The organism is Blattabacterium cuenoti (assembly GCF_014251315.1).
Lineage (GTDB): Bacteria > Bacteroidota > Bacteroidia > Flavobacteriales > Blattabacteriaceae > Blattabacterium > Blattabacterium cuenoti_AJ.
The window spans coordinates 433,800-460,295 of the sequence record NZ_CP059185.1 but is presented as its reverse complement, the minus strand read 5'-3'; the positions used below and the strand labels follow the sequence as shown (position 1 = coordinate 460,295).

Here is a 26,496-nt window from a genome sequence, read left to right as displayed (position 1 = left end):
AAATATATTTTTGTGCTATATTATTTTTAATAGTTTGGACTTGAATTATACAGAAACAGTTCAATGGATTTTTGAACGTCTTCCAATTTATCAAAAAACAGGATTGAAATCATATAAACCAGGTTTAGAGAGAATAAAAAATTTTTGTTCTTATTTAGGAGATCCTCAAAATTTTTTTAAAAGTATACATGTGGGAGGGACAAATGGAAAAGGATCTACAGTACATATGTTATCTTCTATTTTACAAGAAGAAAAATATAAAATAGGACTGTTTACTTCTCCTCATTTAATAGATTTTAGAGAAAGAATAACCTGTAATGGTATTTTAATAGAAAAAAATTTTATCATAGATTTTATAAATGAAAATAAAAAATTTATAGAAAAAGAAAGAATCTCATTTTTTGAGATGAATACGGCATTAGCTTTTAAATATTTTAAAGAAAAAAAGATAAATATAGCAATTATTGAAGTAGGCATGGGAGGAAGATTGGATTCTACTAATTTGATTACCCCAGAAATATCTGTAATTACAAATATTAGTATAGATCATACAGAAACTCTTGGAAATAATCAATTAAAAATAGCTTTGGAAAAAGCAGGAATTATAAAAAAAAACGTATCAGTCATAATAGGAAGCAAAATATTGAGAGATGTTCAATCTATTTTTATTCAAGAAGCTTTAAAAAAAAATTCTCCAATTTATTTTTCTATAAAATCTAAAAAAGATTCTCAATATAAGATGCCTTTTGAAGCAGATTATCAAAATTTAAATCGAAGTGTAGTATTAAAAATTATAAATGTTTTACATTATAGAAAAAATATCATAGTATCTAATCAATCGATAAAAAAAGGATTAAAAAATGTGATAAAAAATACTTCCTTTAAAGGAAGATGGCATATTTTACAACAAAAAAATCCAAAAATTATTTGTGATATAGCCCATAATGAAGAAGGTGCATATGTAATTAATAGACAATTAAAAAAAGAATCATATGAAAAATTACATTTAGTTTTGGGTTTTGTTAGAGAAAAAAAAGTAGATCAATTATTAAAATATTTTCCTGTTGAATCTTTTTATTATTTTTGTCAACCTAACATAGATAGAAAATATTCTATTCATGATTTAACAAAATTAGTTAATAAAATATTTAAAAATCATGAGAAAATAAATTTTTTTCTTTCTGTGAAAAAAGCTTTTTTGCATGCTAAAAATCAAGCAAATCAAAATGATTTGATTTTAATAACTGGAAGTACGTTTGTTGTATCTGAAATTTTGTTATATTATAAAAATTTTTTTTCTTACATTTGAAAATAGGGCAATTAGCTCAGTTTGGTTTAGAGCATCTGTTTTACAAGCAGGGGGTCACTGGTTCAAATCCAGTATTGCCCACTATTTTTAAAATGAAATTAAAAATTTTATCTTTTTCTTTCGGATCAAACCATATAATTGATGTGTCTTTTTTGTACCAAGTCAATTGTCTTTTTGCGTATTTTCTAGTATTTTTTTTTATTTTTTCTATACTTTCATTCAAATCATTTTTTTTATCATAAAAAAATTCAAATATTTCTTTATATCCTATAGTTTGTAAACTATTTAAATCTCTGTAATGATAATAAAGCTTGGCTTCATCTAATAAACCTATTTTTATCATATTATCTACTCTATTATTTATTCTAGAATAGAGATCATATCTAGGCATTATTAATCCTATTTTCAAGATTACAAAATTTCTTTTTTTTTTTTTGTAAAAAAAAGAAGGATTTTTTCCTGTAGACTGAACTATTTCTAAATACCGAATTAAACGTATAGGATTGGAAATATCTATTGATTCTCCTGATTTTTTGAATTTTAAGAATTCTTTTTGTAAAAAGGAAATTCCTTTTTTTTTAAAATGATAAATCAAATGATTTCTAATATCGGAATTGATTTCAGGAAATTCAGATAATCCTTCTGTTACTGCTTTTTCATATAAACCAGATCCTCCTACCATAATCAATATGGAATATTTAGTGAATAATTTTGAAATTTTTTTTAAGGAATCTATTTCAAACAATTTAGCATTGTATACTTGATGAATACTTAAATGTCCTATAAAATGATGAGGAATACGAGATAAATCTTTCATAGTGGGCATAGAAGTCCCTATTTTTAATTCTTTGTAAAATTGTCTAGAATCGCAAGATAAAATTTCAGTATTGAATTTTTCAGCTAGAAATAAGGAAAGAGAAGTTTTCCCCACACAAGTAGGACCTAAAATAAAAATGAGAAATTTTTGATTCAATTTGAAATTGAAGAATATTTAGATAATTTAGTATACATCCAATAATCTGCTAGAACTAAGGCGGTCATAGATTCAACAATAGGAATGGCGCGAGGTAAAACACAAGGATCATGTCTTCCTTTTCCTTCCATAAATATAAAATTTCCATGTTTATCTATAGTTTTTTGTTTTTTCATAATTGTGGCTACAGGTTTGAACGCAATTCTAAAATAAATATCCATTCCATTTGAAATTCCACCTTGTATTCCTCCGGATAAGTTTGTTTTAGTTGTTCCATCTTTTTGAAACAAATCATTATGTTGAGAACCTGTTATTTTAGTTCCATGAAATCCACTTCCATATTCAAATCCTTTTACAGCATTAATTGAAAGCATAGCTTTTCCTAGTTCAGCATGTAATTTTTCAAAAACAGGTTCTCCAATTCCTATTGGGACATTTTTAATCACACAAGTGATAATCCCTCCTATTGTATCTCCTTGATTTTTTATTTTTTTAATTTTAGATATCATTTTTTCCGCAGTATATGGATCTGGACATCTTATAGGATTTTTTTCTATTGATTCTCTAGATAAATCTAGTTCTTGGTAAGATTTATTTATAGATATCTCTCCTACAGAGGAAACATAAGATGTAATTGTAATATCTTTTATTAATTGTTTAGCAATAGCACCAGCTACTACTCGGCATATAGTTTCTCTTGCAGAAGAACGTCCTCCTCCTTTGTAATCTCTTATTCCATATTTTTTTTCATATGTAAAATCTGAATGTGACGGACGATAAATTTCTCTAATGTGATTATAATCATCAGATTTATGATCTTTGTTATCAATAATAAAACCTATGGGTGTTCCTGTGGTCTTGTTATTGAAAATACCAGATAAAAAATTTACTTTATCAGGTTCATTTCTTTGAGTAACGATGGATGATTGTCCAGGTTTTCTTCTATTTAATTCATATTGAATTTCTTGAAAATTTAACTCTATTCCTGCTGGACATCCATCAATAATCCCACCTAATGCTATTCCATGACTCTCCCCAAAAGTACTAACTCTAAACAAATTTCCAAAAATATTCCCTGCCATAAAAGTTTAATTTTTAATTTCTATCGAAAGAGGTCTTCCCAGATGATTGATTCTGCTCATTCCTATTAATATTTTATTTCTATAACGTTTTTCTACTTCAAATAATGAAGAATTTGATAAAATTTCTATATGACCAATATTAATACGTGAATTATTAACTGCTTGGTTGATCAAGTTTATCAATCCTAATTTTGTTAAATTATCTTTAGATCCTATATTTAAGAAAAGTTTTGAAAAAGATTCTTTTTTTGATTTTTTTATTTTTGAAAAAAATCTTTTTTTATGATATAAAGAATTAGAATTATAGGTTTCTTTGTCTTTGTAAGAAATAGGATTTAAATCTTTAGAATTTTTATAATAATTTATAAAATGATTAAATCCAATCCAGGAAAAACGTTTTATCAACTCCTTTTTATCAAGAAATTCTAGATTTTTTTGTATTTCAGGAAGAAATTTTTTCATTAATTTCTCATCTACAACTACTTTTTTTACTTTTTCTATAAAATGAAACAATTGTCTTTCGCATATTTCTTCTCCAGTAGGAACCATAATACGGTCGAAATTTTTTCCAATTTTTCTTTCAAATTCTTTTAAATTTCTAATTTCTTTAGCTTGAATAATACAAACAGAAATTCCTGTATTTCCAGCTCTTCCAGTCCGTCCACTTCTATGGACATAAATTTCACTTTCTTTTGGAATACTATAATTAATTACATGAGTAATATTGTTCACATCTAATCCACGAGCGGCAACATCTGTTGCGACAAGGAATTGCAAATTTTTGTTTCTAAATCTATTCATAACAAATTCACGTTGTGTTTGTGAAAGATCTCCATGTAAAGCATCAGCATTATAACCATCTTTAATTAAAAATTCGGTTATTTCTTTGGTTTCTTTTTTAGTACTACAAAATATAATTCCATAAATATCAGGATTTATATCTACAATTCTTTTTAAAGCAAAATATTTTTTATTCAAATTTGTTATCATATAATAAACGTGTTTAACATCATCGGAACCTATATTTTTTTTTCCTGTAATAATCTCTACAGGATCTATTAAATATTTATGAGCTATCACGTTCATATATCTAGACATTGTTGCCGAGAACAATAAACTTTGTTTTTTTTTTGGCAATTTTTCTATTATATAATCTAATTCATCTTTAAATCCCATATTTAACATTTCATCTGCTTCATCGAGCACTAAATATTGAATTTTGTTAAAAAATAATTTTTTTCTTTTGATTAAATCAATAATTCTTCCTGGAGTTCCTACTATAATATGAGTTTTCTTTTTTAAAGATTGTATTTGAGAATTTATATTAGCTCCTCCATATAAAGAAACAATTTTTATAAATGACGAAAATTTTGAAAAACGACAAAGATCACGTGTTATTTGTATACATAATTCTCTTGTAGGACACAAAATTAAAGCTTGAGGAAAAGATGATTCAAAATTTATTTTTTGAATGATTGGGAGTCCAAAAGCTGCTGTTTTTCCTGTACCAGTTTGAGCTAGTGCTATAATATCTTTTTCTGAAGACAATAAAAAAGGGATAACTTTTTCTTGTATTGGGGTTGGATGCTTAAATCCAATAGATTCTATAGCTTTAATTATATTTTCGTTGAAAAAATTGTATTCTTGAAATGTTTTCATAAATTAAGAGAATAGTAAAAATGATATTAAAATTTTTTACTCAATATGTTGCACAACAAATATATATATTTAATATGAACTATAATATCATATATATAATTATTCAGTTGAATATTAAACGTTTATTGAATTTCTTTCATGAGTCTTTTAATTATAGTTTTATATCTTATAAAAAGTAATATAGCTGATATAGTTAATCCTAATCCTAATCCAATCCATATTCCTACCCCACCCATTTTAATAGATAAAAACCATGCTGCAGGTATAGCAATAACACAATAAGAAAAAAAACTAATCCACATTGGAATATGAACATCTTGTAATCCTCTTAATGCTCCGAGAAGAATTCCTTGTAATCCGTCAGATAATTGAAAAATACTAGCAATAACAATCATTTTTTCTGCAAGTTTTATAACTTCATCATCATTTTTTATGTAAATGTAAGGGATATAATTTCGAAAGAAAAAGAAGAAAGAACTACAGATTAACATAAAAATAATCCCCATAAAAAAAATAGATTTTCCTATTCTTTTTAATTCTAAATAATTTTTTAAAGCAAATTGATTACCTATTCTTATAGTAGCAGCTACAGAAAAACCTGTACTCAAAAGAAAAGTGGAAGAAACTAAACTAATAACTATTTGATGCGCTGCTAACACTTTGATTCCACATTTTCCTGATATAAAAGAAGAAACAGCAAAAGCACTCATTTCAAATAACATATGTAATCCAGAAGGAATTCCTATTTTCAATATTCTTTTCATATATTCTTTTTCTAAAAGAAAATATTCTAACTGATTGTAATAATTATGTATTTTTTTGTATTTATATAACAAGATAAAAATGCCAATTAGCATAATTGTACGAGATACTAAAGTGGCATAAGCGACACCAACAAGGCCTAGTTTAGGAACCCCATAAATTCCGTTGATAAATATATAATTTAGTATAATATTAATAAAAGCAGAGATCCAAGTTACAATAAGACCAGGAATTACAAGTGATAATCCTTCTGAAAATTTTCGAAAAACTTCGAATATCATCCAAGGTATAAAAGAAATGGATATTATCTTTAAAAAAGATATAGTTTCATTTAATATTTCTTCAGGTTGTCCTAAATAAGGAAAAATATAACAAAATATATGTGTTAATCCATACATAAATATGGATAAAAAAAAATTCAAAACTAATCCATGATGAAAAATAATAGCCCCCTTTTTGTATTCTTCTTTTACATCTATCGATGCGATTAAAGAAGAAATAGCTGTGGATATTCCCAATCCAAAAATAATCATAATAAAAAAAACCGCATTGGCTAATGAAACTGAGGCTAAAGCTTTTTTTCCCAAAAGACCAACCATTATATTATCAGATAATCCTATAAATATTACACCTAATTGAGTAAAAAATATAGGAATAGCTAACAAAAAATTTTTTTTAATATGTTTAAAATAAATTATGTTTTTTTTTTCAATAGAACTATGATTTTTTTTTGAATATTTAATTTTTTATTCTAATAAAAGGTAATTCTACCATCTTTATGGGGATTTTTTTATTTCTTATAAAAAGGAATACAGAATTTATTTTTTTTTGATTTGTTAAATATCCTAATCCAATCCCTTTTTTTAGAATTGGAGAGTAAACACCAGAAGTCACATAACCAATAGTAGTATCATTTTCATCTATTAATAAGTGTTTTTCTCTTGGAATTTTGTTTTTATCTTCAATAATAAAGGATATAAATTTTTTATATTTTCCTTCTTTTTTTTGCCTTTGTAATATTTTTTTTGCTATAAATTCTTTTTCAAATTTAATTATCCAAGATAAATTGGCTTCTATAGGAGTGATTTTTTCAGAAAGATCTTGTCCATATAAACGGTATCCCATTTCTAATCTCAATGAATTTCTACTTGCTATTCCGCAAGGAATTATTTTATTTTCTATTTTTAGAATATTGTTCCATATTTTTTCCGCATTTTTATTGGAAACATAGATTTCAACTCCTTTAGATCCTGTATATCCTGTTCTAGAAATTAATATATTTTTTATCCCTGAAAATTCTCCTATTTCGAAATGATAAAAAGAAATTTTATTTAACGAAATATTTGTTAATTTTTGAATATAAAATAAAGATAATGGACCTTGAATAGCTAAAAGAGAATATTTTAAAGAATTATCTATTAATTTTATGTCAGAATATTCATATTTTGTAATATGATCATTTATCCATTTCTTATTTTTCTCAATATTAACAGCGTTAACTATAAGTAAAAATTTATCTTTTGATATTTTATAAATAACTAAATCATCTATAATTCCTCCTTTTTTATTAATTAAACAAGTATATTGAGCTTGTCCAATTTTTATTTTAGATAGATCATTTGTGGTTAAATATTGAATTAGATTTTCGGAATGTTTTCCTTTCAAAATGAATTTTCCCATATGACTTACGTCAAAAATTCCAGCATAATTTCTTACAGACATATGTTCAGTCAAAGAAGAAGTATATTGAAGTGGCATATAAAAACCGGAATAATTAACCATTTTTGCCCCTAAACGAACGTGATTATCATATAAAATAGTTTTTTTAATTATATTATTTTCCTTCATATTCAACAAAATTGTTTTTCGTTTCGTACAAAGTTATTTTTAAATTTAAGTTAGAAGATATTCTTTTATTTATTTGATTCCACATGAAAATCACAACATTTTCTATTGTGGGATTAATAGATGAAAATTCTTTAATATCTAAATTAATATTTTTATGATCAAAAAATTTTTCTATTTCATCAGAAAGAATATGTTTCAATTTTTGTAAATTGAAAACAAATCCTGTTTCCGTATTTATTTCTCCTGTTATACTTACAATATATTCATAATTATGTCCATGATAGTTTAAATATGCACATTTACCAAATGTATCAACATTTTTTTGATAATCCCAACGATTATTGTACAGTCTATGTGCCGCACTAAAATATCCTTTTCGACTTATAGTAGCTATCATATTTTAATACATTTTAATTGATTTAAATAATTTTTAACAATAATTTTTAACCAAATGGTATAAGAATCTGGATAAACATTAATATTTTCAATTAATTCATTTAATGAAATCCATTTCCAATTGTCTACTTCTTTAAAATTTATAATTGGCGATTTTTCATAAAATCCTACAAAAACATGATCTAATTCATTCTCTATTAATCCATTACTTAAAAATTCATGATAAGTAAAGCTAAACTTTTGTTCTAAAAAGCAATCAAAACCCATTTCTTCTATCAAACAACGATGAGCAGCTGTTAAAACAGATTCGTTTTTCCTAGGATGACTACAACAAGTATTAGTCCAAAGCAAAGAAGAATGATATTTTTTTGAAGATCTTTTTTGCAACATTAAATTATTTTCCAAATTAAAAATAAAAACAGAAACTGCACTATGTAATAATCCTTCTGTATGAATTTTTTCTTTTTTTTCAAATCCGATAATTTGATTTTCTATTCCTATTAAAGGAATAAGATTTTCATAATTTTTATCTAATTTTTTCCTTTTCATATTCATATTTACTGATTTTTTATTTTGGCATATTAAAAAAATAATAGACAAAATAATATTAAATTAATTCATTTTTATTTATTTATGTTTTTTCTTTTTTTTAGTATTAATTATGAGAAAAAAAATTCAAGAATTATTAAACGAATTAAATAATTTTAAAAAAAACACATTGATAAATATAATGCAAATTAAGTTTGTTTTTTTATCTACTAAATTAGATACATTGATAGCAAAAATGCCTATAAATCATAAAATACTACAACCTTTTGGATATCTTCATGGAGGAGCTACTATAATTTTAGCTGAAAGTGTTGGAAGTTGTATTTCTTTTATAAACATTAAAAATGAAAAAAAGAATAATTTTAATGTTTTTAGTATTGAAATTTCTGCAAATCATATTAGAACTATAAAAAAAGGAATTTTATTTGCCAAAGCTCAAATTTCTCATAAAGGAAATATTTTACATTTTATTCAAGTTAATGTTTTTGATGAGAAAAAAAATATCATTAGTTTTTGTAAACTAACTAATATTATAATTTATAAAAACAAATATGTCAACAAAAATTAGTTATTTTTCTTTCTATAAAAAAATTATAGAAAATTATTATAAAAAAAATAATTTTGTTATTTTTAAAAAACCTTATGATCAAAAAATATTTTTTTATTCTCACTGTGATTATGCAGGTGAAAAATTTTTTTTAATTAAAAATTTTAATCAAGATCATACTATTAAAATATATCCAAAAAAAATTTATTATGTAGATATACAAAAAAAAGGGAACATTTTTTCTTTTTTTTGGGAAAAAAATTCTGCCTTTTTAAGGCATTCTTGTAAATATAAAAACTTAATAAAAAAGGCTATTGAAAATATAAAAGAAGGATTTTTTAAGAAAGTTGTTTTATCCAGATCTATAAAAATTCCTTTTCGGAATTTTTATTTTAGAAATACATTTTTAAAATTAATTTATGCTTATCCCAATGCTTTAATTAATCTTTGGTATGATTTTCATTATGGATTTTGGATAGGATGTTCTCCTGAATTACTAATGAAATGCTATAATAAAAAATTAAAAACTTCAGCTTTAGCAGGAACTATTTGGAAATCTACTAGTAAATGGACGATGAAAGAAATAGAAGAACATAAAATTGTAATCAAACATATTCTTCATTTATTAAAATCTTATCAAGGTTCTGTTCATATAGAAAATACTAGAGTTATAAAAATTGGTCACTTAAAACATTTAGAAACTCCAATTTCTTTTTCTTTTTATGAAGACCCTGATTATTATGAAATATTAAATCGTTTGCATCCAAGTCCTTCTATATGTGGATTTCCAAAAAAAAAATCTTTAGATTTTATTCATAAAAATGAGGGATATGAAAGAAATTTCTATACAGGATACATTGGAATAGTCAATAAAAAAAAAATGGAATTGTATCTTAATTTAAGATGTGTCAGAATCAAAGAAGATAAAAAAGAAATGACTTTATATGCTGGAAGTGGAATTACTGTGGATAGCAATATTTATCAAGAGTATATGGAAACAGAAAATAAAATAAAAAATATTCTTTCTCAACTCATTTTTAAATGATTTTTTTTTTTCTATGAAATGGTCTTATAATTAAACGTACACTCTTATTATAATGAAAATATTGAATAATCCAATTTGTTAAAGCTATTGCTCGATTTCTAAAACCTACTAAACTGACCAAATGAACAAACATCCAAACTATCCACGCTAAAAAACCTTTTAATTTTAAATAAGGGAAATCACATACCGCTTTATTTCTACCAATAGTTGCCATAGAACCTAAATTTTTATAAACAAAAGGTTTTATATTTGTTTTATCATCAATACAATTTAAATTTTTAGCTAAATAATTACCTTGTTGTATAGCAGGTTGAGCTGTCATAGGAATACCATTAGGATGGTAATTATTTTTATTCATACAAGCTATATCTCCAATAGCAAAAATATTTTTATATCTTATAGCCTTAAGATAATTATCTACTAAAATTCTATTTCCTTCTACATCTTCTTTTATAAAACCTTTTATAATAGCTCCTTTGACTCCCGCAGCCCATATTACATTAGAAGATTCTATTTTTTTATTTTTTTCCATAAAAACTATTTCACCATTATAATCTTTAACTAAAGAATTCAACCAAATGATAACTCCTAATTCTTTCAAATTTTTGTAAGCTTGTTTAGCTGATTGTTCAGACATTCCATCTAATAATCTAGAAGTAGCTTGTAGTAAATGAATATTCATATGTTGAATATCTAAATCAGGATAATCATGTGGCAATACGTATTTCTTCATTTCAGCTAAAGCTCCAGCTAATTCAACTCCAGTCGGGCCTCCTCCTACAATAACAAAAGTCATTAATCTTTCTTTTTCTTTATCATTTTTTGTTAATAAAGCGGATTCAAAATCTTGTAAAATGAGACTTCTCAAATTTAAAGCTTCTGGAATAGATTTCATGGGCAAAGCAAAAAACTCTATATTTTTGTTACCAAAATAATTAGTAACAGATCCTGTTGCCATAATCAAATAATCATAGGATAAACTTCCTACATTTGTGTATATTTTTTGTTCTTTTGTGTTGATATAATGAACGGTTGCTAATCTAAAAAAAAAGTTTTTTGTTTTTTTTATAATGTTTCTAATAGAGTGCGCTATAGAGTCTGGTTCTAAACCTGCTGTAGCCACTTGATATAATAAGGGTTGGAAAGTATGGTAATTATTTTTATCTATAAGCACCACCTGAAATTTATCTCTTCTTAATTTTTTTGCTACTTGTAATCCAGCAAATCCAGCACCAATAATAACGACTCTTTTTAGGTTGTTTACTCTTGGTATATTCATCGTCAAAAATTTGACATATAAGCTAATTTATATATATTTTCATTTTAATTGATAAATTAATAATTTTGTTCAAAAATAGATTTTTATGACTTACTATTTCATTGTGGGAACTACTTTTTTAATAAGTGTTATAGTTAATACAATATTAAAGAATAAGTTTATAGCTTATTCTAAGGTTTACTTACATTCGCGTATGAGTGGAAAAGAGATAGCAGAAAAAATGTTGACAGATCATGGAATATTTGATGTTAATGTCCTTTCTGTAGAAGGAGAATTAACAGATCATTATAATCCTATAAATAAAACAATTAATTTGAGCGAAAAAGTGTATAACGATAGAACTGCAGCTTCAGTAGCAGTAGCTGCTCATGAATGTGGTCATGCTTTACAACACAGATTAGGTTATAATTTATTAAAATTACGGAATCACCTAGTCCCTATTTTGAATTTTAGTTCTAAATTTATTAATATAGCAATAATGTCTGGATTAACTATTTTTTATAGTTCAGGAGGAAAAGACTCTTTAATTCTTCAATTAGGAATAGGATTATTTTTTTTAGTAGTTGTTTTTTCTTTTATCACATTACCTATAGAATTTGATGCGAGTAACAGAGCTTTAACCTGGCTCAGGAATAAAAATGTGGTGAATTATCAAGAATATCATAAAGCAAAAGAATCCCTAAATTGGGCAGCTTTGACTTATGTGGTTTCTGCTTTAGGTAGTTTAGCTCAATTAATATATTTTTTATCTATTTTCACTGATAAAAAAGAAGAACATTTTTAATTACTTTTTTTTTTCTTTTTTTTTTTGGCATTTCTTGGATTTGGACGAAGATTCCCATAGGTTTTATTTCTTATTTTTCCTTTTCTAGTTTTTTTATCTCCTTTGCCCATATTTATTGATTTTTTTGTAGAATTAGTCTTTTTAACAATTTATGTGTTATATCAGCCTCTTTTTGTAAATGGTATGTGGATAAATAATTTTTAATTATAAAATCGGATTTATTTTCTCTTTTTATATTAGATATTTGATTTTTTAAACGATCTGCAATTTGATTTTCATTTAAATTATCTCTTTTTATTATTCTTTCGATCATATTTTCTTTGGGTGAAGTTATAGTTATAACAAAATCACATTCTTTATAACTTCCGCTTTCAAATAATATGGCTGATTCCTTTATTACATACATAGTTTGTTTCTGTATTTGTTTCCGTCTAGATATAGATGATATCCATTGTTTAAAATCAAATAATATCCATGGATGTACAATGGAACACAATAATTTTAGCGCAATAGGATTTTTAAATACAATTTTAGATAAATAAAATTTATTTATTTTATCTTTTTCATAAGAATTTTTACCAAAGTATTTTATAATATTTTTTTTTATAATCTCGATTTGATTCATCAATATTTTTCCTCTTTGATCTGAAGAATAAACAGGAATCCCTTTTTTTTTGAAAAAAGAAGAAAATAAGCTTTTTCCAGATCCCATTTTTCCTGTTATTCCTACTAATTTTATTTTTTTATTTTCTGTTTTTTTTGTCATAATCTATAATAGTATTGTTCTTATTATTACTACTATAACGTAATTGTGTTAATTCTTTTGAAATTGTATTTTTTTCAATTTTTATTTTTCCTGTAATAGTCTCTAGTATACAAAAATGATCTGTAACATCTGTGATTTTACCATGTATTCCTGAATTTGTTACTATATGATTTCCTTTTTTTAAATTTTCCTGAAACCGTTTTTCAATTTTTTGCTTTTTTATTTGAGGACGGATCATAAAAAAATAAAATATAATGAAAATCAATACAAACATACAAATAGTGTTTGCAATAGAATTTTGTTGTAGTGAGAAAAACATAAAACGTAATATTTTGTTTAATGGACTTACATAAGTCCTTTTCCTATTTTGAATATTTTATTTTTTTTATATAAAAATTTAAATATTTGGTCTAATATTCCATTAATAAAAATTTTGCTCTTTTCCATACAAAATATTTTTGTAATTTCAATATATTCATTCATAGTTGCTTTAGGGGGGATATTTGGAAAATATAAAAATTCGCAAATAGCCATTTGCAATATAATTAAATCTATAATTGCTATTCTTTTTATGTCCCAATTATTTGATATATCATTAATTAAATCATTAAATTCTTCTTTATGAAAAATTGTATTTCTATATAAATCGATAATAAATTTCTTATTTTCATCATTCTTATAAATATTGTATAATTTAAAATTTTTAGGAGTTGAATGATTGATAAATTGTAAAGTCTTACATACCATGGTATGAGCTATGTATAAATCTTCTTCTCCATTAATGTAATATAAATCTTCTATAGATTCCATTAATTTTTTATTTGGAATAACAAAATTTTTATAATACATTATTATAAATCTTTTTTCTTCTTCGAAAGAAGAAGAAAAGGTTTTTCCATAATATTTTTTGCAAAAATTTGATTCTTTTTGCATTTCTTGCAAAAACATAAAAATATATTCATCTTGTTGATTCCATAAAATTTTTCCTGAATTTTTTGTGGAATGATATTCTTCTATTAAATATTTATTTTTAGATAAAATTTTTATTACTGAATTGTATGCAAATTTTTGTATGATGTTTGTTTGATTTTTATTCTTGTTATATAAATTTTTTTTTATAACATTTTCTCTAATTTTTAAAATTAAATAAAGAAGAAAAATATACAAGTGATGCAAGGAATCAATACTTTTAAGCATATTTTCTTCAACTTTTTTTGAATCCATTTTAGATAAATGTTGAGCATATAAAAATTGTAAACTTCTTATTCTGAAGTGTCGTCTTATTGACATTTTTTATTGTAATAATGTTGATTTTTTATGCACGAAAAAATTTATTGTATAATTAATATAAATAAAAAATCAAACTTAAAAAGTTTGTATTTTTGTGTGTTATATGAGTGGTTTATTTGCTTTTAGCAAAAGATATTGTCAAAAGTACAAATTACGTTTGTGTATAGGATTTTTATTAATTTTAATATCAAATATTTTAACTATACTTCCTATTCCTTATATAGGAAAGTCTGTTAATACCATAAAAGATCTGTTTACAAACTTTTCAAATACATCAAATTCTTTTTCTATAAAAAAAGAGATTTGTATTTATACCAGTATTATATTAATAGTTCCAATTATAGCTGGGTTTGTAAAGTATCATATGCGGAAATGTATAATTAGTACGTCTAGAATGATAGAATTTGATATAAAAAATGAAATTTTTTCACATTATCAAAAATTGAGTTTATCCTTCTATAAAAAAAATTCTACAGGAGATTTAATGAACCGTCTTACAGAGGATGTTTCTTTTATTAGACAATATATAGGTCCTGGAATAATGTATTTTTTGAATCTTATTATTCTTTTTTTTATGGTTTTTATGCAAATGTTACGAATTAACAAAATTTTAACTTTTTATGTTATTTTACCTATTCCTATTCTTTTTATTTTTATCTATTATATTAGTGTTTATATTACTAATAAAAGCGAAGAAGTTCAAAATTTTCAATCTCTTATCTGTTCTTTTATACAAGAAACTTTTTCAGGAATTCATGTTATTAAATCATTTGTATCAGAATCTTTTTTTCAAAAAAAATATAGAAAAATTATATTAAAATACCAAAAAAAAAATATAGAATTAGCTAGAATTGACATTATATTATCCTCTGTTATTATATTTTTTATGGGAATTTGTCATTTATTAATTCTTTTTTTTGGAGGAAAAAAATATTTTGAAGGAGAAATAAAAGAAATTGGAAGTATTGCTGAATTCTTCACATATATAAATGTTTTAATTTTTCCTTTTATTATATTAGGGTGGGTCGTTTCTATTGCAGAAAGAGCTAAAGTATCGCAAATTCGTATTAGTGAATTTTTGAAAGAGAAACCTGATATATTGAATAATAATTTGATAGAAACGAAAATATTTGGAAAAATTCAATTTAAAAATGTGAGTTTTTTTTATTGTAATAGCAAAAATGTAAAACAATATAATCATACAGTTAAAAAACTATCTTTTACTTTGATGAAAGGAAAAACTTTGATTTTAACAGGAGAAACAGGATCAGGTAAAACAACCATAGGAAGACTAATATCCCGTTTATATGACCCAAATCAAGGAGAAATATTAATAGATAATTTATCTTTAAAAAATCATAATTTGTACAATTTTAGAAATAATATTGGTTATGTACCTCAAGAATCTTTTCTTTTTTCAGATTCTATTTATAATAACATAGCTTTAGGAACTGTAGATCAAGTCACTCCATATGAAGTATATGATGCAGCTAGAATAGCTATGATAGAAAATGACATTATAAATTTTAAAAATGGATATGAAACTATTATAGGAGAAAGAGGAATTACTCTATCTGGAGGACAAAAACAAAGAATATGTATAGCTAGAGCTATAATAAGAAATCCAAAAATTCTTATATTTGATGATAGTTTTTCTGCTATAGATCAAAAAACCAGAAAATTAATTATTCATTATGTTAAAGAAAAAATGAAGTATAGCACTATTATTATCATAACTCATGATATTTCTTATATTTCTGATTTTGATTTGTTTATTGTTTTGAAAAACGGAAAAATATCAAAAATAAAAAATTATAATATTTTTTAGTCAAAATTTAATTTTGAATAATTATATTAAAAATAGTATGGACCATTTTTTTTGTTTAGATTTGCTAATTAGGATTATAATATAATATTGAAATGGACGAAAAAGAAAATATCAAAGAAAGAAATGAAAGAAATGAAATTTGTTCACGAACTCTAAAAACTGGTAGTAGAACTTATTTTTTTGATGCAAGAGAAACAAGAGCTGGTGATTATTATTTGACTATAACTGAAAGTAAGAAAAATTTTTCTGAAACAGGAGAAGTTACTTATAAAAAACACAAAATTTATTTGTATAAAGAAGATTTTTCAAAATTTCAAAGTATACTTGATGATATGATTCGGTTTATTATTAATGAAAAAGGAAGAGAAGTAATTTCAGAACGTCATCAAAAAGATTTTAAAAATCACACTACATATAATCAAGAAGTTAAGGATGTGCAAAAAAAAACATCAGAAATAAAGAATTTTACAAATATTAATTTTGAAGATATTTAAAAATTAATTATTTAATATTAATAATAAATAGCAGTATGTTGTAATAATATTCTTTTTTATTTGTGAAGTTGTTTGCATTACAAAACAACAATAAATAAAATAACTATTTTATTTTATTTTTATTATGTTTAATGGAACATATGGAAAATTATATAAGTATAATGAATGATATTAATACTTTCATATTTGATGTAGATGGAGTATTAACAAATTGCACTTTAAATCTATTTCCAGATGGAAATCTGGTTAGACAAATGTTTGTTAAAGATGGATATGCAATGCAATTAGCAAAAAAAAAAGGATATAATTTATGTATTATAACAAGAGGATCAGATTTAATGGTTTTTAAACGTTTAAGAGGTTTGAATATTCGTTATATTTATCAAGGAGTGGATGATAAAAAAAAATATTTAGATGAGTACTGCAATATTTTAAATATCACTAAAAAAAAAGTTCTCTATATGGGAGATGATATTCCTGATATAGAGATAATGAAATCTGTAGCCTTACCTTGTTCTCCAATAGATGCCGTTCAAGAAGTTAAAGATGTAGCGAAATATATTTCTCCTAAAAAAGGAGGAAGAGGATGTGTTAGAGATGTTATAGAACAAACTCTGAAAATTCAAAAAAATTGGTTTTAATACTTTAAAAAAAAAATAGTGTCTCACAAGGACACTATTTTTTTTTTAATTGTGTTTACATCATTCCACCCATTCCACCTCCTCCAGCTCCTGGCATAGGAGGAGCGGCATTAGACTCGTCTTTCTTTATTTCTGTGACAACACATTCAGTAGTTAGTAACATCCCTGATACAGATGCAGCATTTTCTAATGCGACTCTAGCTACTTTAGTTGGATCTATGATTCCTTCCACTATCATATTTTTATATTCACCAATTTTAGCATCATACCCAAAATCTCCTTTTCCTTCTGCAACTTTAGCTACAACAACAGATCCTTCCCCTCCTGCATTAGCTACAATCTGACGTAAAGGTTCTTCAAGTGTTCTTCTTACTATTTGGATTCCAGTATCTTGATCTGTATTATCTCCTCTTGCATTATCTAAAGATTTTATAGCACGAACCAAAGCTACTCCACCTCCTGCAACTATTCCTTCTTCAACCGCTGCTCTAGTTGCATTCAAAGCATCATCTACACGATCTTTTTTTTCTTTCATTTCAACTTCAGAAGCTGCCCCAACATAAAGAACAGCTACACCCCCAGCTAATTTTGCAAGACGTTCTTGTAATTTTTCCTTATCATAATCAGATGTTGTAGATTCTATTTGAGCTTTAATTTGATCCACACGTGCTCTTATATCTTTTTTATTTCCTCCTCCATTAACTATTGTAGTATTATCTTTATCTATAATAACTCTTTCTGCTTTTCCCAGCATATGTAATTTTACATCCTCTAATTTACTTCCTGTTTCCTCAGAAATTACAGTTCCCCCTGTAAGGATAGCAATATCTTCTAACATAGCTTTTCTTCTGTCTCCAAAACCAGGAGCTTTAATAGCTGCGACTTTCAAAGTTCCTCGTATTTTATTGACAACTAATGTCGCTAATGCTTCTCCTTCTACTTCTTCAGAAATAATTAATAAAGGTTTTCCGGATTGTGCTACAGGTTCTAATATAGGCAACAAATCTTTCATTGCTGCTATTTTTTTATCAGATAATAAAATTTGAGGTTGATCAAATTCTGTTATCATTTTTTCAGTATTTGTTACAAAATAAGGAGACTGATAACCTCTATCAAATTGCATTCCTTCAACCACATCTACAGATGTATCTGTTCCTTTTGCTTCTTCAACAGTAATAACTCCTTCTTTTCCTACTTTTTCAAAAGCATCCGCAATCAAAGAACCAGTTTTTTCATCATTATTTGCAGAAATAGAAGCTACTTGTTTTATTTTTTCTGTATTTCCTCCAACTTCCCTAGATTGTCTTTTTAAATCTAATATAACGACTTCTAAAGCTTTATCGATCCCCCTTTTTAAATCCATAGGATTAGCTCCAGCAGCCACATTTTTTAATCCTTCTCTAACAATAGCTTGAGCTAATACAGTAGCAGTTGTAGTTCCATCTCCAGCTACATCATTAGTTTTAGAAGCGACTTCTTTAACCATTTGAGCCCCAAGATTTTCTATAGGATCTTCTAACTCAATTTCCTTAGCAACAGTAACACCATCTTTAGTTACTTGAGGTCCTCCAAAAGATTTTTGCAATACAACATTACGACCCTTTGGTCCTAAAGTAACCTTAACTGCATTCGCTAATGCATCTACTCCTTTTTTTAACTTATCTCTCGCTTCAATATCAAATTTAATATCTTTTGCCATAATTTTTTAAATTTTAATGAATTTACCTTATTAATAAAGTTATATGAATCATATGATAGCTATAACATCAGATTCTCGCATAATGAGATATTCTTCCCCTTCCCATTTTAATTCTGTTCCAGAGTATTTTCCGTACAAAACTCTATCTCCTTCTTTTAGATTCATAGGTTCATCTTTCTTTCCTTTACCTACTGCTATTATAGTTCCTTTTTGTGGTTTTTCTTTTGCTGTATCAGGAATAATAATACCTGAAGCAGTTTTTGTTTCAGCAGGATCAGGTTGTACAAGAACGCGATCTGCTAAAGGTTTAATCTTAACTTCCACCATATTATAAATAATTTTTAAGGTTAATGATTCTACATCGTTCAAAGCCAAAAACATGCCAAATGAAAAAATTTACAATTTTTTTTATTTGAGCAATGATAAATGTCATTATGACATACTTTATTTTATTTAATGTTTTGATTTCAATAAAAAATTGAAAAATAGAGTTAAAAAAAATATAATAATGGATAAAAACCAAGTAATATTCTCCAAAAATGTATTTGTTCTTTTAATTCCAAAAAATCTAAAATTTTTTTCCATAAAAGATTGTTGAATACTCTCCTTTTTAGGGTTTTGTATTAATATTACCAATATAAGTAAAAGGCATATTACAATAATAAAAAAACCAAATATGATTATGGATGTATTTTCCATTTATTTATTTTATTACCAATTATTGTATGGAAGAATCATGAAATATTTTATGATATACTTTAACTGTTAATTTTTCTATGATTTTATCAATAATTTCTTTTGAAAAGAAATTTTTTTTATTATAAAATTCTTCAGACACAACAAAACTTTCTTCCCAATTTTTTTCTGGTTCAAAATTGTCTCTGTAATATATCTTTGCTGTAACTTTAATTTTTTTTAACGGATAATTTTCCATTGGAATAATGGCGTAATTCAAAAATACACCTTCTAAAACGACATCTCCATTTCTTAATACTAAATTAGAAGGATTATGTTTCATTATATAATCCATAATATTTCTTTTGAAATCAAAAGAAATAGATCTTTTAGGTATGTTAACTACTTCTGTAATTTCTCCTATTTCTATTGTTTTTTTTGGATCAAAAAATGATGAAATAGAAGAATGGTAACAACTAATTATAGAAAATGTGAAAATAAAAATAAAAAAAAATCTTTTATAAGCCATACTGTTTAATTTTTCTGTATAAAGTCCTCTCTGAGATTCCTAATTCTTTTGCAGTTTTTCTTCTTCTTCCATTATTTTTTTTCAAAGCTTTTTGAATAAATTCAATTTCTTTCTTTTGTAAAGAAAAAGAAGATAACTCGTTTTTGGATAAATCTTCTTCTACTTCTTCATAATCTAAATCTTCTTCAGACTTAGAAGAATCTTCTAGCTGAAAAATGGAATCATCTCTATTATGAATTATTTTTCCAAAAACTTTTTCCATAAGTTGTTGATTTTCTTCGAAAAATTTATCATCGGAATTATTTTTAATTAATTGAAAAGTAATACTTTTTAAATCATTAAAATTTTTTTTCATATCAAATAAAATTTGATAAAGAAAATCTCTTTCTCTATCATGAAAAGATGTTTCTATTACATTATGATTAGAAAAAGATATCGATGGAATATTTTCTGGAATATATTCTTTTAATTTTTCTACAGAAATTTCACGTTTAGTTTCCACCACAGAAATTTGTTCTGTGAGATTTTTTAATTGTCTAATATTTCCAGGCCAAGAATAATCTTCCAAATATCTTAAAGATTCATCAGTTAACGTTACTGGAGGCATATGATATTTTTCTGCAAAATCATTGGAAAATTTTTTAAATAAAAATTTAATATCGTTTTTACGAAAACGTAAAGGAGGAACATTAATTTGTACTGTATTTAGACGATAATATAAATCTTCTCTAAATTTTCCTTTTTGTATGGATTCTATCATATTCAAATTAGTAGCAGCAACAATACGTATATTAGTTTTTTGAATTTTAGAAGATCCTACTTTAATAAATTCTCCAGATTCCAATATCCTAAGAAGACGGACTTGTGTAGTTAAAGGAAGTTCGCCGACTTCATCTAAAAAGATTGTTCCTCCATTTGATCCTTCAAAATAACCTTTACGCATGCTTGTTGCTCCTGTAAAAGAACCTTTTTCATGTCCAAAAAGTTCACTATCAATGGTTCCTTCTGGAATAGCTCCACAATTTACTGCAATATAACCATGATGCTTTCTGCAAGAATATTGATGAATAATTTTAGGTATAAATTCTTTACCGACCCCACTTTCTCCAAGAACTAATACAGAAATATCAGTAGGAGCTACTTGTATAGCCTTTTCTAAGGCTCTATGTAAAGCGTAATCATATCCAATGATTCCAAATTTTTGTTTTATATTTTGGATAGAAACGGATTCCATATTTTATTTTTGTTTTCCTATTAAAGTAGCAGATGTTGTATCTATTATTTCTACATAGGCTGTATCTCCTACATTTAAAGTTTTTTTAGGAAAAACTACGATTAAATTCTGTGTATTTCTTCCATACCAATACTGATTATTTCTTTTTGATTCTCCTTCTATTAAAACTTCTTCTACTTTTCCTAAATGCTCTTGCATTCTATAAAATGAATGTTTGATTTGCAAATCAATAATCTCTTTTAATCGTCTTTTTTTTATATCTTCAGGAACATTATCTTGAAATTTTCTATATGCATAAGTCCCAGGCCTAGAAGAATAAGAAAACATGTAACCATAATTATATTTGATTTCATTCATTAAACTTATGGTCTCTTGATGGTCTTCTTCATTTTCGTTACAAAATCCGGTCATGATATCATGAGAAATAGAACATTCAGGTATAATATTTTTAATTTTTTTAACTAATAAAAGATATTTTTCCCGTGTATATTTTCTGTTCATTAATTTTAATATTTTATTGCTTCCAGATTGAACAGGTAAATGAATATGTTTACAAATATTTCTATGTTTAGAAATTACTTCTAATACTTTATCAGACATATCATGAGGATTAGATGTAGAAAATCTGATTCTCATAAGAGGAATTTCTTTAGCTAAAAGATCCAGTAGTTTTGAAAATTCTACAATATTTTTCTGATTATGAATCATCTCTGTCCACGAATAAGAATCTACATTTTGCCCTAAAAGAGTTATTTCTTTATATCCGTTTTGATACAAACGTTTACATTGATCAATTATGGAATATGGATCACTACTTCTTTCTCTTCCCCTGGTAAAAGGTACGATACAAAATGTGCACATATTGTTACAACCTCTTGTTATACTTAAAAAAGTTGTTATTTTGTTTTTATTATGTGATGTTTTTACAAAACTTATGTCCGAATAAGTTTCATTTTTTTTAGAAAAATGAGAATACTGTTTTCCTGCTATAGAATAATAAATAAAATTATGAATTTCTCTATAAGAATCTGGATTTACAAAAAAATCAGCCATTTTTTCCTGCAAAAAAAAATTTTTAATTTTTTTTGAAAAACATCCTATAATACCAATCCAAATTCTTTTCTTTTTTTTTAAAAATTTTAATTGTTCCAATTTTTTTTTTAGAGTTAATTCTGCTTTTTCTCTAATAGAACAAGCATTTAACAAAATTACGTTTGCTTGATTTAAATTTTCAGATAAAATAAAACCATTATTTAATAAAATAGAAGTAATAATATCACTATCTGATATATTCATTTGACAACCATAATTTTCAATATAAAAACTTTTGTTTTTCATATACATATTTTTATATTTTTATTAATATATACATACTACAATAAAAATACATAATGTCATTATGTCATAGATAAAAAAAACTCTTATATATGAAGGATCTTTTTGGCCAAAAAAATCATATTTTTTTTTCCTGTAGATTTTTCTTTAACATTAGAAAGTTTGACTACTGATATCCATTTTTCTTCTGGAAGAGCTTTTACCATTTTTATGACAATATTCATAGAAGGAAAACCTACATCATTAGTAAAATTTGTTCCTATTCCAAAACAAGTATTTATTTTTTTTTTGCAAAAAGAAGAAATATAAGCTACTTTACATGGATTCAAATTATCTGAAAATATAATTTTTTTTCTTGTAGGATTGATTTTCAATTTTTTGTAATGTTTTATAGTCTCTTTAGCAAAGAAAATTGGATCTCCACTATCGTGTCTTACTCCTTTAAAAATATTTGAAAGTTTTTTATTAAAATTTTTAAAAAAAATTGGAGAAGTATATGTATCGGATAAAGCTATTCCTAAATTACCTTTGTAAATATTCAACCAGTTTTCCATAGCAATTCGATCTGCTATATTAAATCCATATTTTGCTCCATGAAACATTACCCATTCATGTCCATGAGTTCCTATTGGTTTTATTGAAAAAACATGAGAAAGATGAAGATTACTGCTTCCTATAAAAAAAGGTTCGCCTTCTTCTTTTAAAATTTTTAAAACTAATTTATGTACTTGATAAGAATATCTTCTTCTAGTTCCATATTCTCCAATTTTAACTTGTAATTTTTTATATTTTTTTAATTTTTCTTTTGTTATACTTATAATTTTATTTTCTGAAACATTTTTAGCTCCGGTTAATTTATAATATAATTCAGATATAATGGCCATTAAAGGAACTTCCCACAATATAGTACGACTCCATAATCCTTCTATATACATTCGTATATTCTCTCCTTTTTGAAATATATTTACTTCTTTTGGATTATATTGATATTTTTTTAAAAAATCTAAATATTTAGAATCTAAATAGGGGCAGTGTTTTTCCAAAAAAATTCTTTCTTCATTTGAAAGTTTTAAATAAGCCATTTTGTTTAGGTTTTCCTTTAGAATTTTAGCAAAATTCTTAGGAAAAGAGTGTTTTCCTCTATTTATAAATTCATATTTAGCTTTTACTAATGGAAATAATTTAATAATAGCATTTTGCATTGTAAATTTATAAAAATCATTATCCAATAATGATGAAACAATAGAAAAATTATTCATTAAAGGTATTTTTTATAATTATTGAAAAAAATTTTCCAATTTAATACAAAAAATTTAAAAAATTCATTTTTTATCCTTTTTTAAACTTTTTTTTAATAAAAAAATAAATCATTATTTAAACTGCTTTTGATTCAAGTAATATATTTTTCTTTTTTAGAAAAAATATTTCTCTAAATTTGCTTTTAAAACAATTTATTTTTAATATGGACAATACGAAACTATACGTAGGTAATTTATCTTATGATATGACAGAACAAGAATTGAAAAAATATTTCGAATCTATAGGAGAGGTTACTCATGCCAAGATTATTTTTGATGAATCTACTTCGAGTAAAAGAAGTAAAGGGTTTGGATTTATAGAAATGTCTAATGAAGAAAATGCCAAGCAAGCTATAGAAAAATTAAATGGAACAGAATTTATGGGGAGGAATATCATTGTATCTGCAGCTAGACCAAGAGCAAAAAAAGATTATTAGTCATTATTTCTATGTGCGCTTACATCTGTTTTTATTTTTTCAAATAATGATTAAATATATCAAAATAATAAATATCAAATGTAGTAAACTTCATCTATGAAAAAATTATATGGAACAGGTGTAGCGTTAGTTACTCCTTTTAAAAAGGATGGAACAATTGACTTCAACGGACTTGAAAATCTTGTAAAATATGTAGTAGATAATAATGTTGATTATTTAGTTGCATTGGGAACAACAGCAGAAACAGCTACTTTAAAAAAGGAAGAAAAATCGGACATTATAAAATGTATTCAAAACGCTAATTATAAAAAAATTCCTTTAATATTAGGAATAGGAGGGAATAATACAAAAGACGTTATAAAAAGAATAAATAGCATAAAAAACTTATCGGATTTTTATGCTATTCTTTCGGTTTCTCCTTATTACAATAGGCCTTCTCAAGAAGGAATATATCAACATTTTAAATCTATTGTCAATTGTACAGATGCCGACATAATTCTTTATAACGTTCCTAAAAGAACAGGATCTAATATTATTCCGGATACTGCTTTACGTTTAGCTTTTGATTTCAAAAATATAATAGGGATAAAAGAAGCTTCCGGAAATATTTTACAATCTTATAAAATTTTAGAACATAAACCAGAAAATTTTAGTGTAATATCAGGAGATGATTTTATAACCTTACCTGTTGTGTTAGGTGGAGGAGAAGGTGTTATTTCTGTTATTGCTCAAGGAATGCCTGATCAAATTTCTAATATGATTTCTCTAGCGAGAAATAACGATGTAAAAAAAGCTTTTTTAATTTTTTACAAAATTATTAAAATAATAGATCTTATTTATGAAGAAGGAAATCCTACAGGGATTAAAACTTTCCTAAATATAATAGGAATATGTGATCCATATGTAAGATTACCATTATTAATGGGAACTTCATCTTTAAGAAAAAAGATTTTACATTCATTAAAGAAAATAAATAATTCATAACTTTATAAAAATATAATATGTTCAGTGAAAAAATACAAACGGGATTAATAAGACAATTAAATAAAGAATCAGAATCTTCTCAATTATATTTATATATGGCTTCTTGGGTGGAAAAAAAAGGTTATGAAGGAATATGTGAATTTCTGTATGATCATTCAAATGAAGAAAGAACACATATGTTAAAGTTAATTAGATATATTAATAAAAGAGGAGGAAATGTTGTTTTGAATAATATCTCAACAATGAATATAACATACAGATCCTTAAGGGAATTATTTATGATATTGTTTGAACATGAGAAAAAAATTTCTAAGGAAATAAATTTTTTAGTAGAAATTTCTTTGCATGAAAAAGATTATTTTACATATAATTTTCTTCAATGGTATGTTGAAGAACAGGTAGAAGAAGAAGCTTTAAGTAAAATGATTTTAGATAAAATTGAATTAATAGGAGAAGATAAAGGGGGATTATATTTATTTGACAGAGATATGAAAAATTTTCATAAAAATAAAAAATTGTGATTAGAATTATTTTTCTGATATCAGTGTTATTTATTAATTTCCTTTTTGAAGGATGTTCTTTTTTACCAGAAAAAAAATCAGTTCTTTCAGAAGAAGAAACCCTATTTGAACAAGGAAAACGTCATTATTTTTCATCTCTAAATTTTGATTTAGATCAAACAAAGACTAACATTGCAATTAACAAATTCAATCAATTTATTAAAGAATATCCTGATAGTTCAAAAATTAAAGAAGCTTATAGATTACTTGATAATTTGTTAAAAAAGATAGAAAAAAAAAATTATTGCATTGCTAATTCTTATTTTCTAATGGGTAGATATCAGGCTTCTTTGATTTACTTTCAAGATCTTATTAACGATTTTCCAGAAAGCCGTTTCAAAGAAAAAGTTATGTATAAAATTTGCGTATCTCAATATCAACTTTCTAAGAAAAAAGATTTTGTAAAATCATACGAAAAATATATGAACGATTTTTCGTATTCTTCTAATGCAAAAAAATTAAAGATTTTATATAAAAAATTAAAACAATAATA

General features: G+C 24.9%; 30 protein-coding genes and 1 tRNA gene. 12 read left to right on the top strand and 19 right to left on the bottom strand.

The window, feature by feature from the left end:
• Positions 1 to 40: 40 nt before the first annotated feature.
• Both H0H74_RS02270 and H0H74_RS02265 read left to right on the top strand, forming a co-directional pair.
• Entirely contained in the window at positions 41 to 1,309 is a 1,269-nt protein-coding gene (locus H0H74_RS02270) for a bifunctional folylpolyglutamate synthase/dihydrofolate synthase (protein ID WP_185849091.1), read from the top strand.
• Between the two features lie 5 nt (positions 1,310 to 1,314).
• Positions 1,315 to 1,390: transfer RNA gene (locus H0H74_RS02265), tRNA-Val, on the top strand.
• Here the strand turns inward: H0H74_RS02265 and miaA are convergent.
• The 7 genes from miaA to H0H74_RS02230 form a co-directional block, all read right to left on the bottom strand.
• Positions 1,350 to 2,240: a tRNA (adenosine(37)-N6)-dimethylallyltransferase MiaA gene (miaA, locus tag H0H74_RS02260; protein ID WP_317167890.1), complete on the bottom strand. Its 891-nt coding sequence runs from the start codon at positions 2,238 to 2,240 to the stop codon at positions 1,350 to 1,352. The genes H0H74_RS02265 and miaA overlap by 41 nt on opposite strands.
• 38 nt (positions 2,241 to 2,278) lie before the next feature.
• Entirely contained in the window at positions 2,279 to 3,364 is a 1,086-nt protein-coding gene (aroC, locus tag H0H74_RS02255) for a chorismate synthase (RefSeq protein WP_185849090.1), read from the bottom strand.
• 6 nt (positions 3,365 to 3,370) lie between these two features.
• Positions 3,371 to 5,023 carry a DEAD/DEAH box helicase gene (locus H0H74_RS02250; RefSeq protein WP_185849089.1) on the bottom strand — a complete coding sequence of 551 codons (1,653 nt, stop codon included), beginning with the start codon at positions 5,021 to 5,023 and terminating at the stop codon, positions 3,371 to 3,373.
• Between the two features lie 122 nt (positions 5,024 to 5,145).
• Entirely contained in the window at positions 5,146 to 6,450 is a 1,305-nt protein-coding gene (locus tag H0H74_RS02245) for an MATE family efflux transporter (RefSeq protein WP_185849088.1), read from the bottom strand.
• 73 nt (positions 6,451 to 6,523) lie between these two features.
• A complete protein-coding gene (gcvT, locus tag H0H74_RS02240; RefSeq protein WP_185849087.1) occupies positions 6,524 to 7,633 on the bottom strand; it encodes a glycine cleavage system aminomethyltransferase GcvT in 1,110 nt (369 codons plus the stop codon).
• Positions 7,620 to 8,030 (bottom strand): 6-pyruvoyl trahydropterin synthase family protein, encoded by a 411-nt coding sequence (locus tag H0H74_RS02235; RefSeq protein ID WP_185849086.1) that lies wholly within the window; start codon positions 8,028 to 8,030, stop codon positions 7,620 to 7,622. The genes gcvT and H0H74_RS02235 overlap by 14 nt, the downstream gene beginning before the upstream one ends.
• On the bottom strand, positions 8,027 to 8,578 hold the full coding sequence (locus H0H74_RS02230) for an isopentenyl-diphosphate Delta-isomerase (protein ID WP_185849085.1): 552 nt from the start codon (positions 8,576 to 8,578) through the stop codon (positions 8,027 to 8,029). Before H0H74_RS02230 ends, H0H74_RS02235 begins: the two co-directional genes overlap by 4 nt.
• 112 nt (positions 8,579 to 8,690) lie before the next feature.
• On the opposite strand from H0H74_RS02230, the gene H0H74_RS02225 reads away from it, so the two are divergent.
• On the top strand, positions 8,691 to 9,146 hold the full coding sequence (locus H0H74_RS02225) for a hotdog fold thioesterase (RefSeq protein ID WP_185849084.1): 456 nt from the start codon (positions 8,691 to 8,693) through the stop codon (positions 9,144 to 9,146).
• Positions 9,130 to 10,170 carry a chorismate-binding protein gene (locus H0H74_RS02220; RefSeq protein WP_185849083.1) on the top strand — a complete coding sequence of 347 codons (1,041 nt, stop codon included), beginning with the start codon at positions 9,130 to 9,132 and terminating at the stop codon, positions 10,168 to 10,170. Before H0H74_RS02225 ends, H0H74_RS02220 begins: the two co-directional genes overlap by 17 nt.
• On the opposite strand, the gene H0H74_RS02215 is transcribed toward H0H74_RS02220, so the two are convergent.
• Positions 10,163 to 11,449, bottom strand: a complete 1,287-nt coding sequence (locus tag H0H74_RS02215) for an NAD(P)/FAD-dependent oxidoreductase (RefSeq protein ID WP_185849082.1) — start codon at positions 11,447 to 11,449, stop codon at positions 10,163 to 10,165. The two genes, H0H74_RS02220 and H0H74_RS02215, sit on opposite strands and share 8 nt — an antisense overlap.
• 85 nt (positions 11,450 to 11,534) lie before the next feature.
• Here H0H74_RS02215 and H0H74_RS02210 point away from each other — a divergent pair, with 85 nt between their 5' ends.
• Positions 11,535 to 12,233 carry a zinc metallopeptidase gene (locus H0H74_RS02210; protein ID WP_185849081.1) on the top strand — a complete coding sequence of 233 codons (699 nt, stop codon included), beginning with the start codon at positions 11,535 to 11,537 and terminating at the stop codon, positions 12,231 to 12,233.
• On the opposite strand, the gene H0H74_RS02205 is transcribed toward H0H74_RS02210, so the two are convergent.
• Genes H0H74_RS02205 through nusB form a run of 4 tightly spaced genes read right to left on the bottom strand, consistent with a single transcriptional unit; the run spans position 12,230 to position 14,289 of the window.
• Entirely contained in the window at positions 12,230 to 12,343 is a 114-nt protein-coding gene (locus tag H0H74_RS02205; RefSeq protein WP_185849080.1) for a 30S ribosomal protein THX, read from the bottom strand. The genes H0H74_RS02210 and H0H74_RS02205 overlap by 4 nt on opposite strands.
• 2 nt (positions 12,344 to 12,345) lie before the next feature.
• Positions 12,346 to 12,999, bottom strand: a complete 654-nt coding sequence (gene coaE, locus H0H74_RS02200; protein WP_185849079.1) for a dephospho-CoA kinase — start codon at positions 12,997 to 12,999, stop codon at positions 12,346 to 12,348.
• The gene (yajC, locus tag H0H74_RS02195) at positions 12,977 to 13,318 is read right to left on the bottom strand and encodes a preprotein translocase subunit YajC (protein WP_185849078.1); all 342 of its coding nucleotides are present in this window, start codon (positions 13,316 to 13,318) and stop codon (positions 12,977 to 12,979) included. The genes coaE and yajC overlap by 23 nt, the downstream gene beginning before the upstream one ends.
• A gap of 26 nt (positions 13,319 to 13,344) precedes the next feature.
• A complete protein-coding gene (gene nusB, locus H0H74_RS02190) occupies positions 13,345 to 14,289 on the bottom strand; it encodes a transcription antitermination factor NusB (protein WP_185849077.1) in 945 nt (314 codons plus the stop codon).
• 103 nt (positions 14,290 to 14,392) lie between these two features.
• On the opposite strand from nusB, the gene H0H74_RS02185 reads away from it, so the two are divergent.
• The 3 genes from H0H74_RS02185 (at position 14,393) to H0H74_RS02175 (ending at position 17,252) form a co-directional block, all read left to right on the top strand.
• Positions 14,393 to 16,117: an ABC transporter ATP-binding protein gene (locus tag H0H74_RS02185; protein ID WP_185849076.1), complete on the top strand. Its 1,725-nt coding sequence runs from the start codon at positions 14,393 to 14,395 to the stop codon at positions 16,115 to 16,117.
• Positions 16,118 to 16,209: 92 nt separating this feature from the next.
• Positions 16,210 to 16,611, top strand: a complete 402-nt coding sequence (locus H0H74_RS02180) for a DUF3276 family protein (RefSeq protein ID WP_185849075.1) — start codon at positions 16,210 to 16,212, stop codon at positions 16,609 to 16,611.
• A 140-nt stretch (positions 16,612 to 16,751) separates the two neighbouring features.
• The gene (locus tag H0H74_RS02175) at positions 16,752 to 17,252 is read left to right on the top strand and encodes a KdsC family phosphatase (protein WP_394798657.1); all 501 of its coding nucleotides are present in this window, start codon (positions 16,752 to 16,754) and stop codon (positions 17,250 to 17,252) included.
• 55 nt (positions 17,253 to 17,307) lie between these two features.
• On the opposite strand, the gene groL is transcribed toward H0H74_RS02175, so the two are convergent.
• From groL to pncB, 7 genes are all read right to left on the bottom strand, one after another.
• Positions 17,308 to 18,951 carry a chaperonin GroEL gene (groL, locus tag H0H74_RS02170; RefSeq protein ID WP_185849073.1) on the bottom strand — a complete coding sequence of 548 codons (1,644 nt, stop codon included), beginning with the start codon at positions 18,949 to 18,951 and terminating at the stop codon, positions 17,308 to 17,310.
• Positions 18,952 to 18,999: 48 nt separating this feature from the next.
• On the bottom strand, positions 19,000 to 19,278 hold the full coding sequence (locus H0H74_RS02165) for a co-chaperone GroES (RefSeq protein ID WP_185849508.1): 279 nt from the start codon (positions 19,276 to 19,278) through the stop codon (positions 19,000 to 19,002).
• Between the two features lie 126 nt (positions 19,279 to 19,404).
• On the bottom strand, positions 19,405 to 19,650 hold the full coding sequence (gene secG, locus H0H74_RS02160) for a preprotein translocase subunit SecG (RefSeq protein WP_185849072.1): 246 nt from the start codon (positions 19,648 to 19,650) through the stop codon (positions 19,405 to 19,407).
• A gap of 19 nt (positions 19,651 to 19,669) precedes the next feature.
• Positions 19,670 to 20,155: a hypothetical protein gene (locus H0H74_RS02155; RefSeq protein ID WP_185849071.1), complete on the bottom strand. Its 486-nt coding sequence runs from the start codon at positions 20,153 to 20,155 to the stop codon at positions 19,670 to 19,672.
• The gene (locus H0H74_RS02150) at positions 20,145 to 21,389 is read right to left on the bottom strand and encodes a sigma-54 interaction domain-containing protein (protein ID WP_185849070.1); all 1,245 of its coding nucleotides are present in this window, start codon (positions 21,387 to 21,389) and stop codon (positions 20,145 to 20,147) included. Before H0H74_RS02150 ends, H0H74_RS02155 begins: the two co-directional genes overlap by 11 nt.
• A 3-nt stretch (positions 21,390 to 21,392) precedes the next feature.
• A complete protein-coding gene (miaB, locus tag H0H74_RS02145; RefSeq protein ID WP_394798656.1) occupies positions 21,393 to 22,733 on the bottom strand; it encodes a tRNA (N6-isopentenyl adenosine(37)-C2)-methylthiotransferase MiaB in 1,341 nt (446 codons plus the stop codon).
• A 77-nt stretch (positions 22,734 to 22,810) separates the two neighbouring features.
• Positions 22,811 to 23,983, bottom strand: coding sequence for a nicotinate phosphoribosyltransferase (pncB, locus tag H0H74_RS02140; protein WP_185849068.1), 1,173 nt, complete (start codon positions 23,981 to 23,983; stop codon positions 22,811 to 22,813).
• 203 nt (positions 23,984 to 24,186) lie between these two features.
• Here pncB and H0H74_RS02135 point away from each other — a divergent pair, with 203 nt between their 5' ends.
• The 4 genes from H0H74_RS02135 (at position 24,187) to H0H74_RS02120 (ending at position 26,494) form a co-directional block, all read left to right on the top strand.
• Positions 24,187 to 24,459, top strand: coding sequence for an RNA recognition motif domain-containing protein (locus tag H0H74_RS02135; RefSeq protein ID WP_185849067.1), 273 nt, complete (start codon positions 24,187 to 24,189; stop codon positions 24,457 to 24,459).
• A 96-nt stretch (positions 24,460 to 24,555) separates the two neighbouring features.
• Positions 24,556 to 25,443, top strand: a complete 888-nt coding sequence (dapA, locus tag H0H74_RS02130) for a 4-hydroxy-tetrahydrodipicolinate synthase (RefSeq protein ID WP_185849066.1) — start codon at positions 24,556 to 24,558, stop codon at positions 25,441 to 25,443.
• Positions 25,444 to 25,460: 17 nt separating this feature from the next.
• Entirely contained in the window at positions 25,461 to 25,964 is a 504-nt protein-coding gene (locus tag H0H74_RS02125; protein WP_185849065.1) for a ferritin, read from the top strand.
• On the top strand, positions 25,961 to 26,494 hold the full coding sequence (locus tag H0H74_RS02120; protein ID WP_185849064.1) for an outer membrane protein assembly factor BamD: 534 nt from the start codon (positions 25,961 to 25,963) through the stop codon (positions 26,492 to 26,494). The genes H0H74_RS02125 and H0H74_RS02120 overlap by 4 nt, the downstream gene beginning before the upstream one ends.
• Positions 26,495 to 26,496 lie beyond the last annotated feature (2 nt).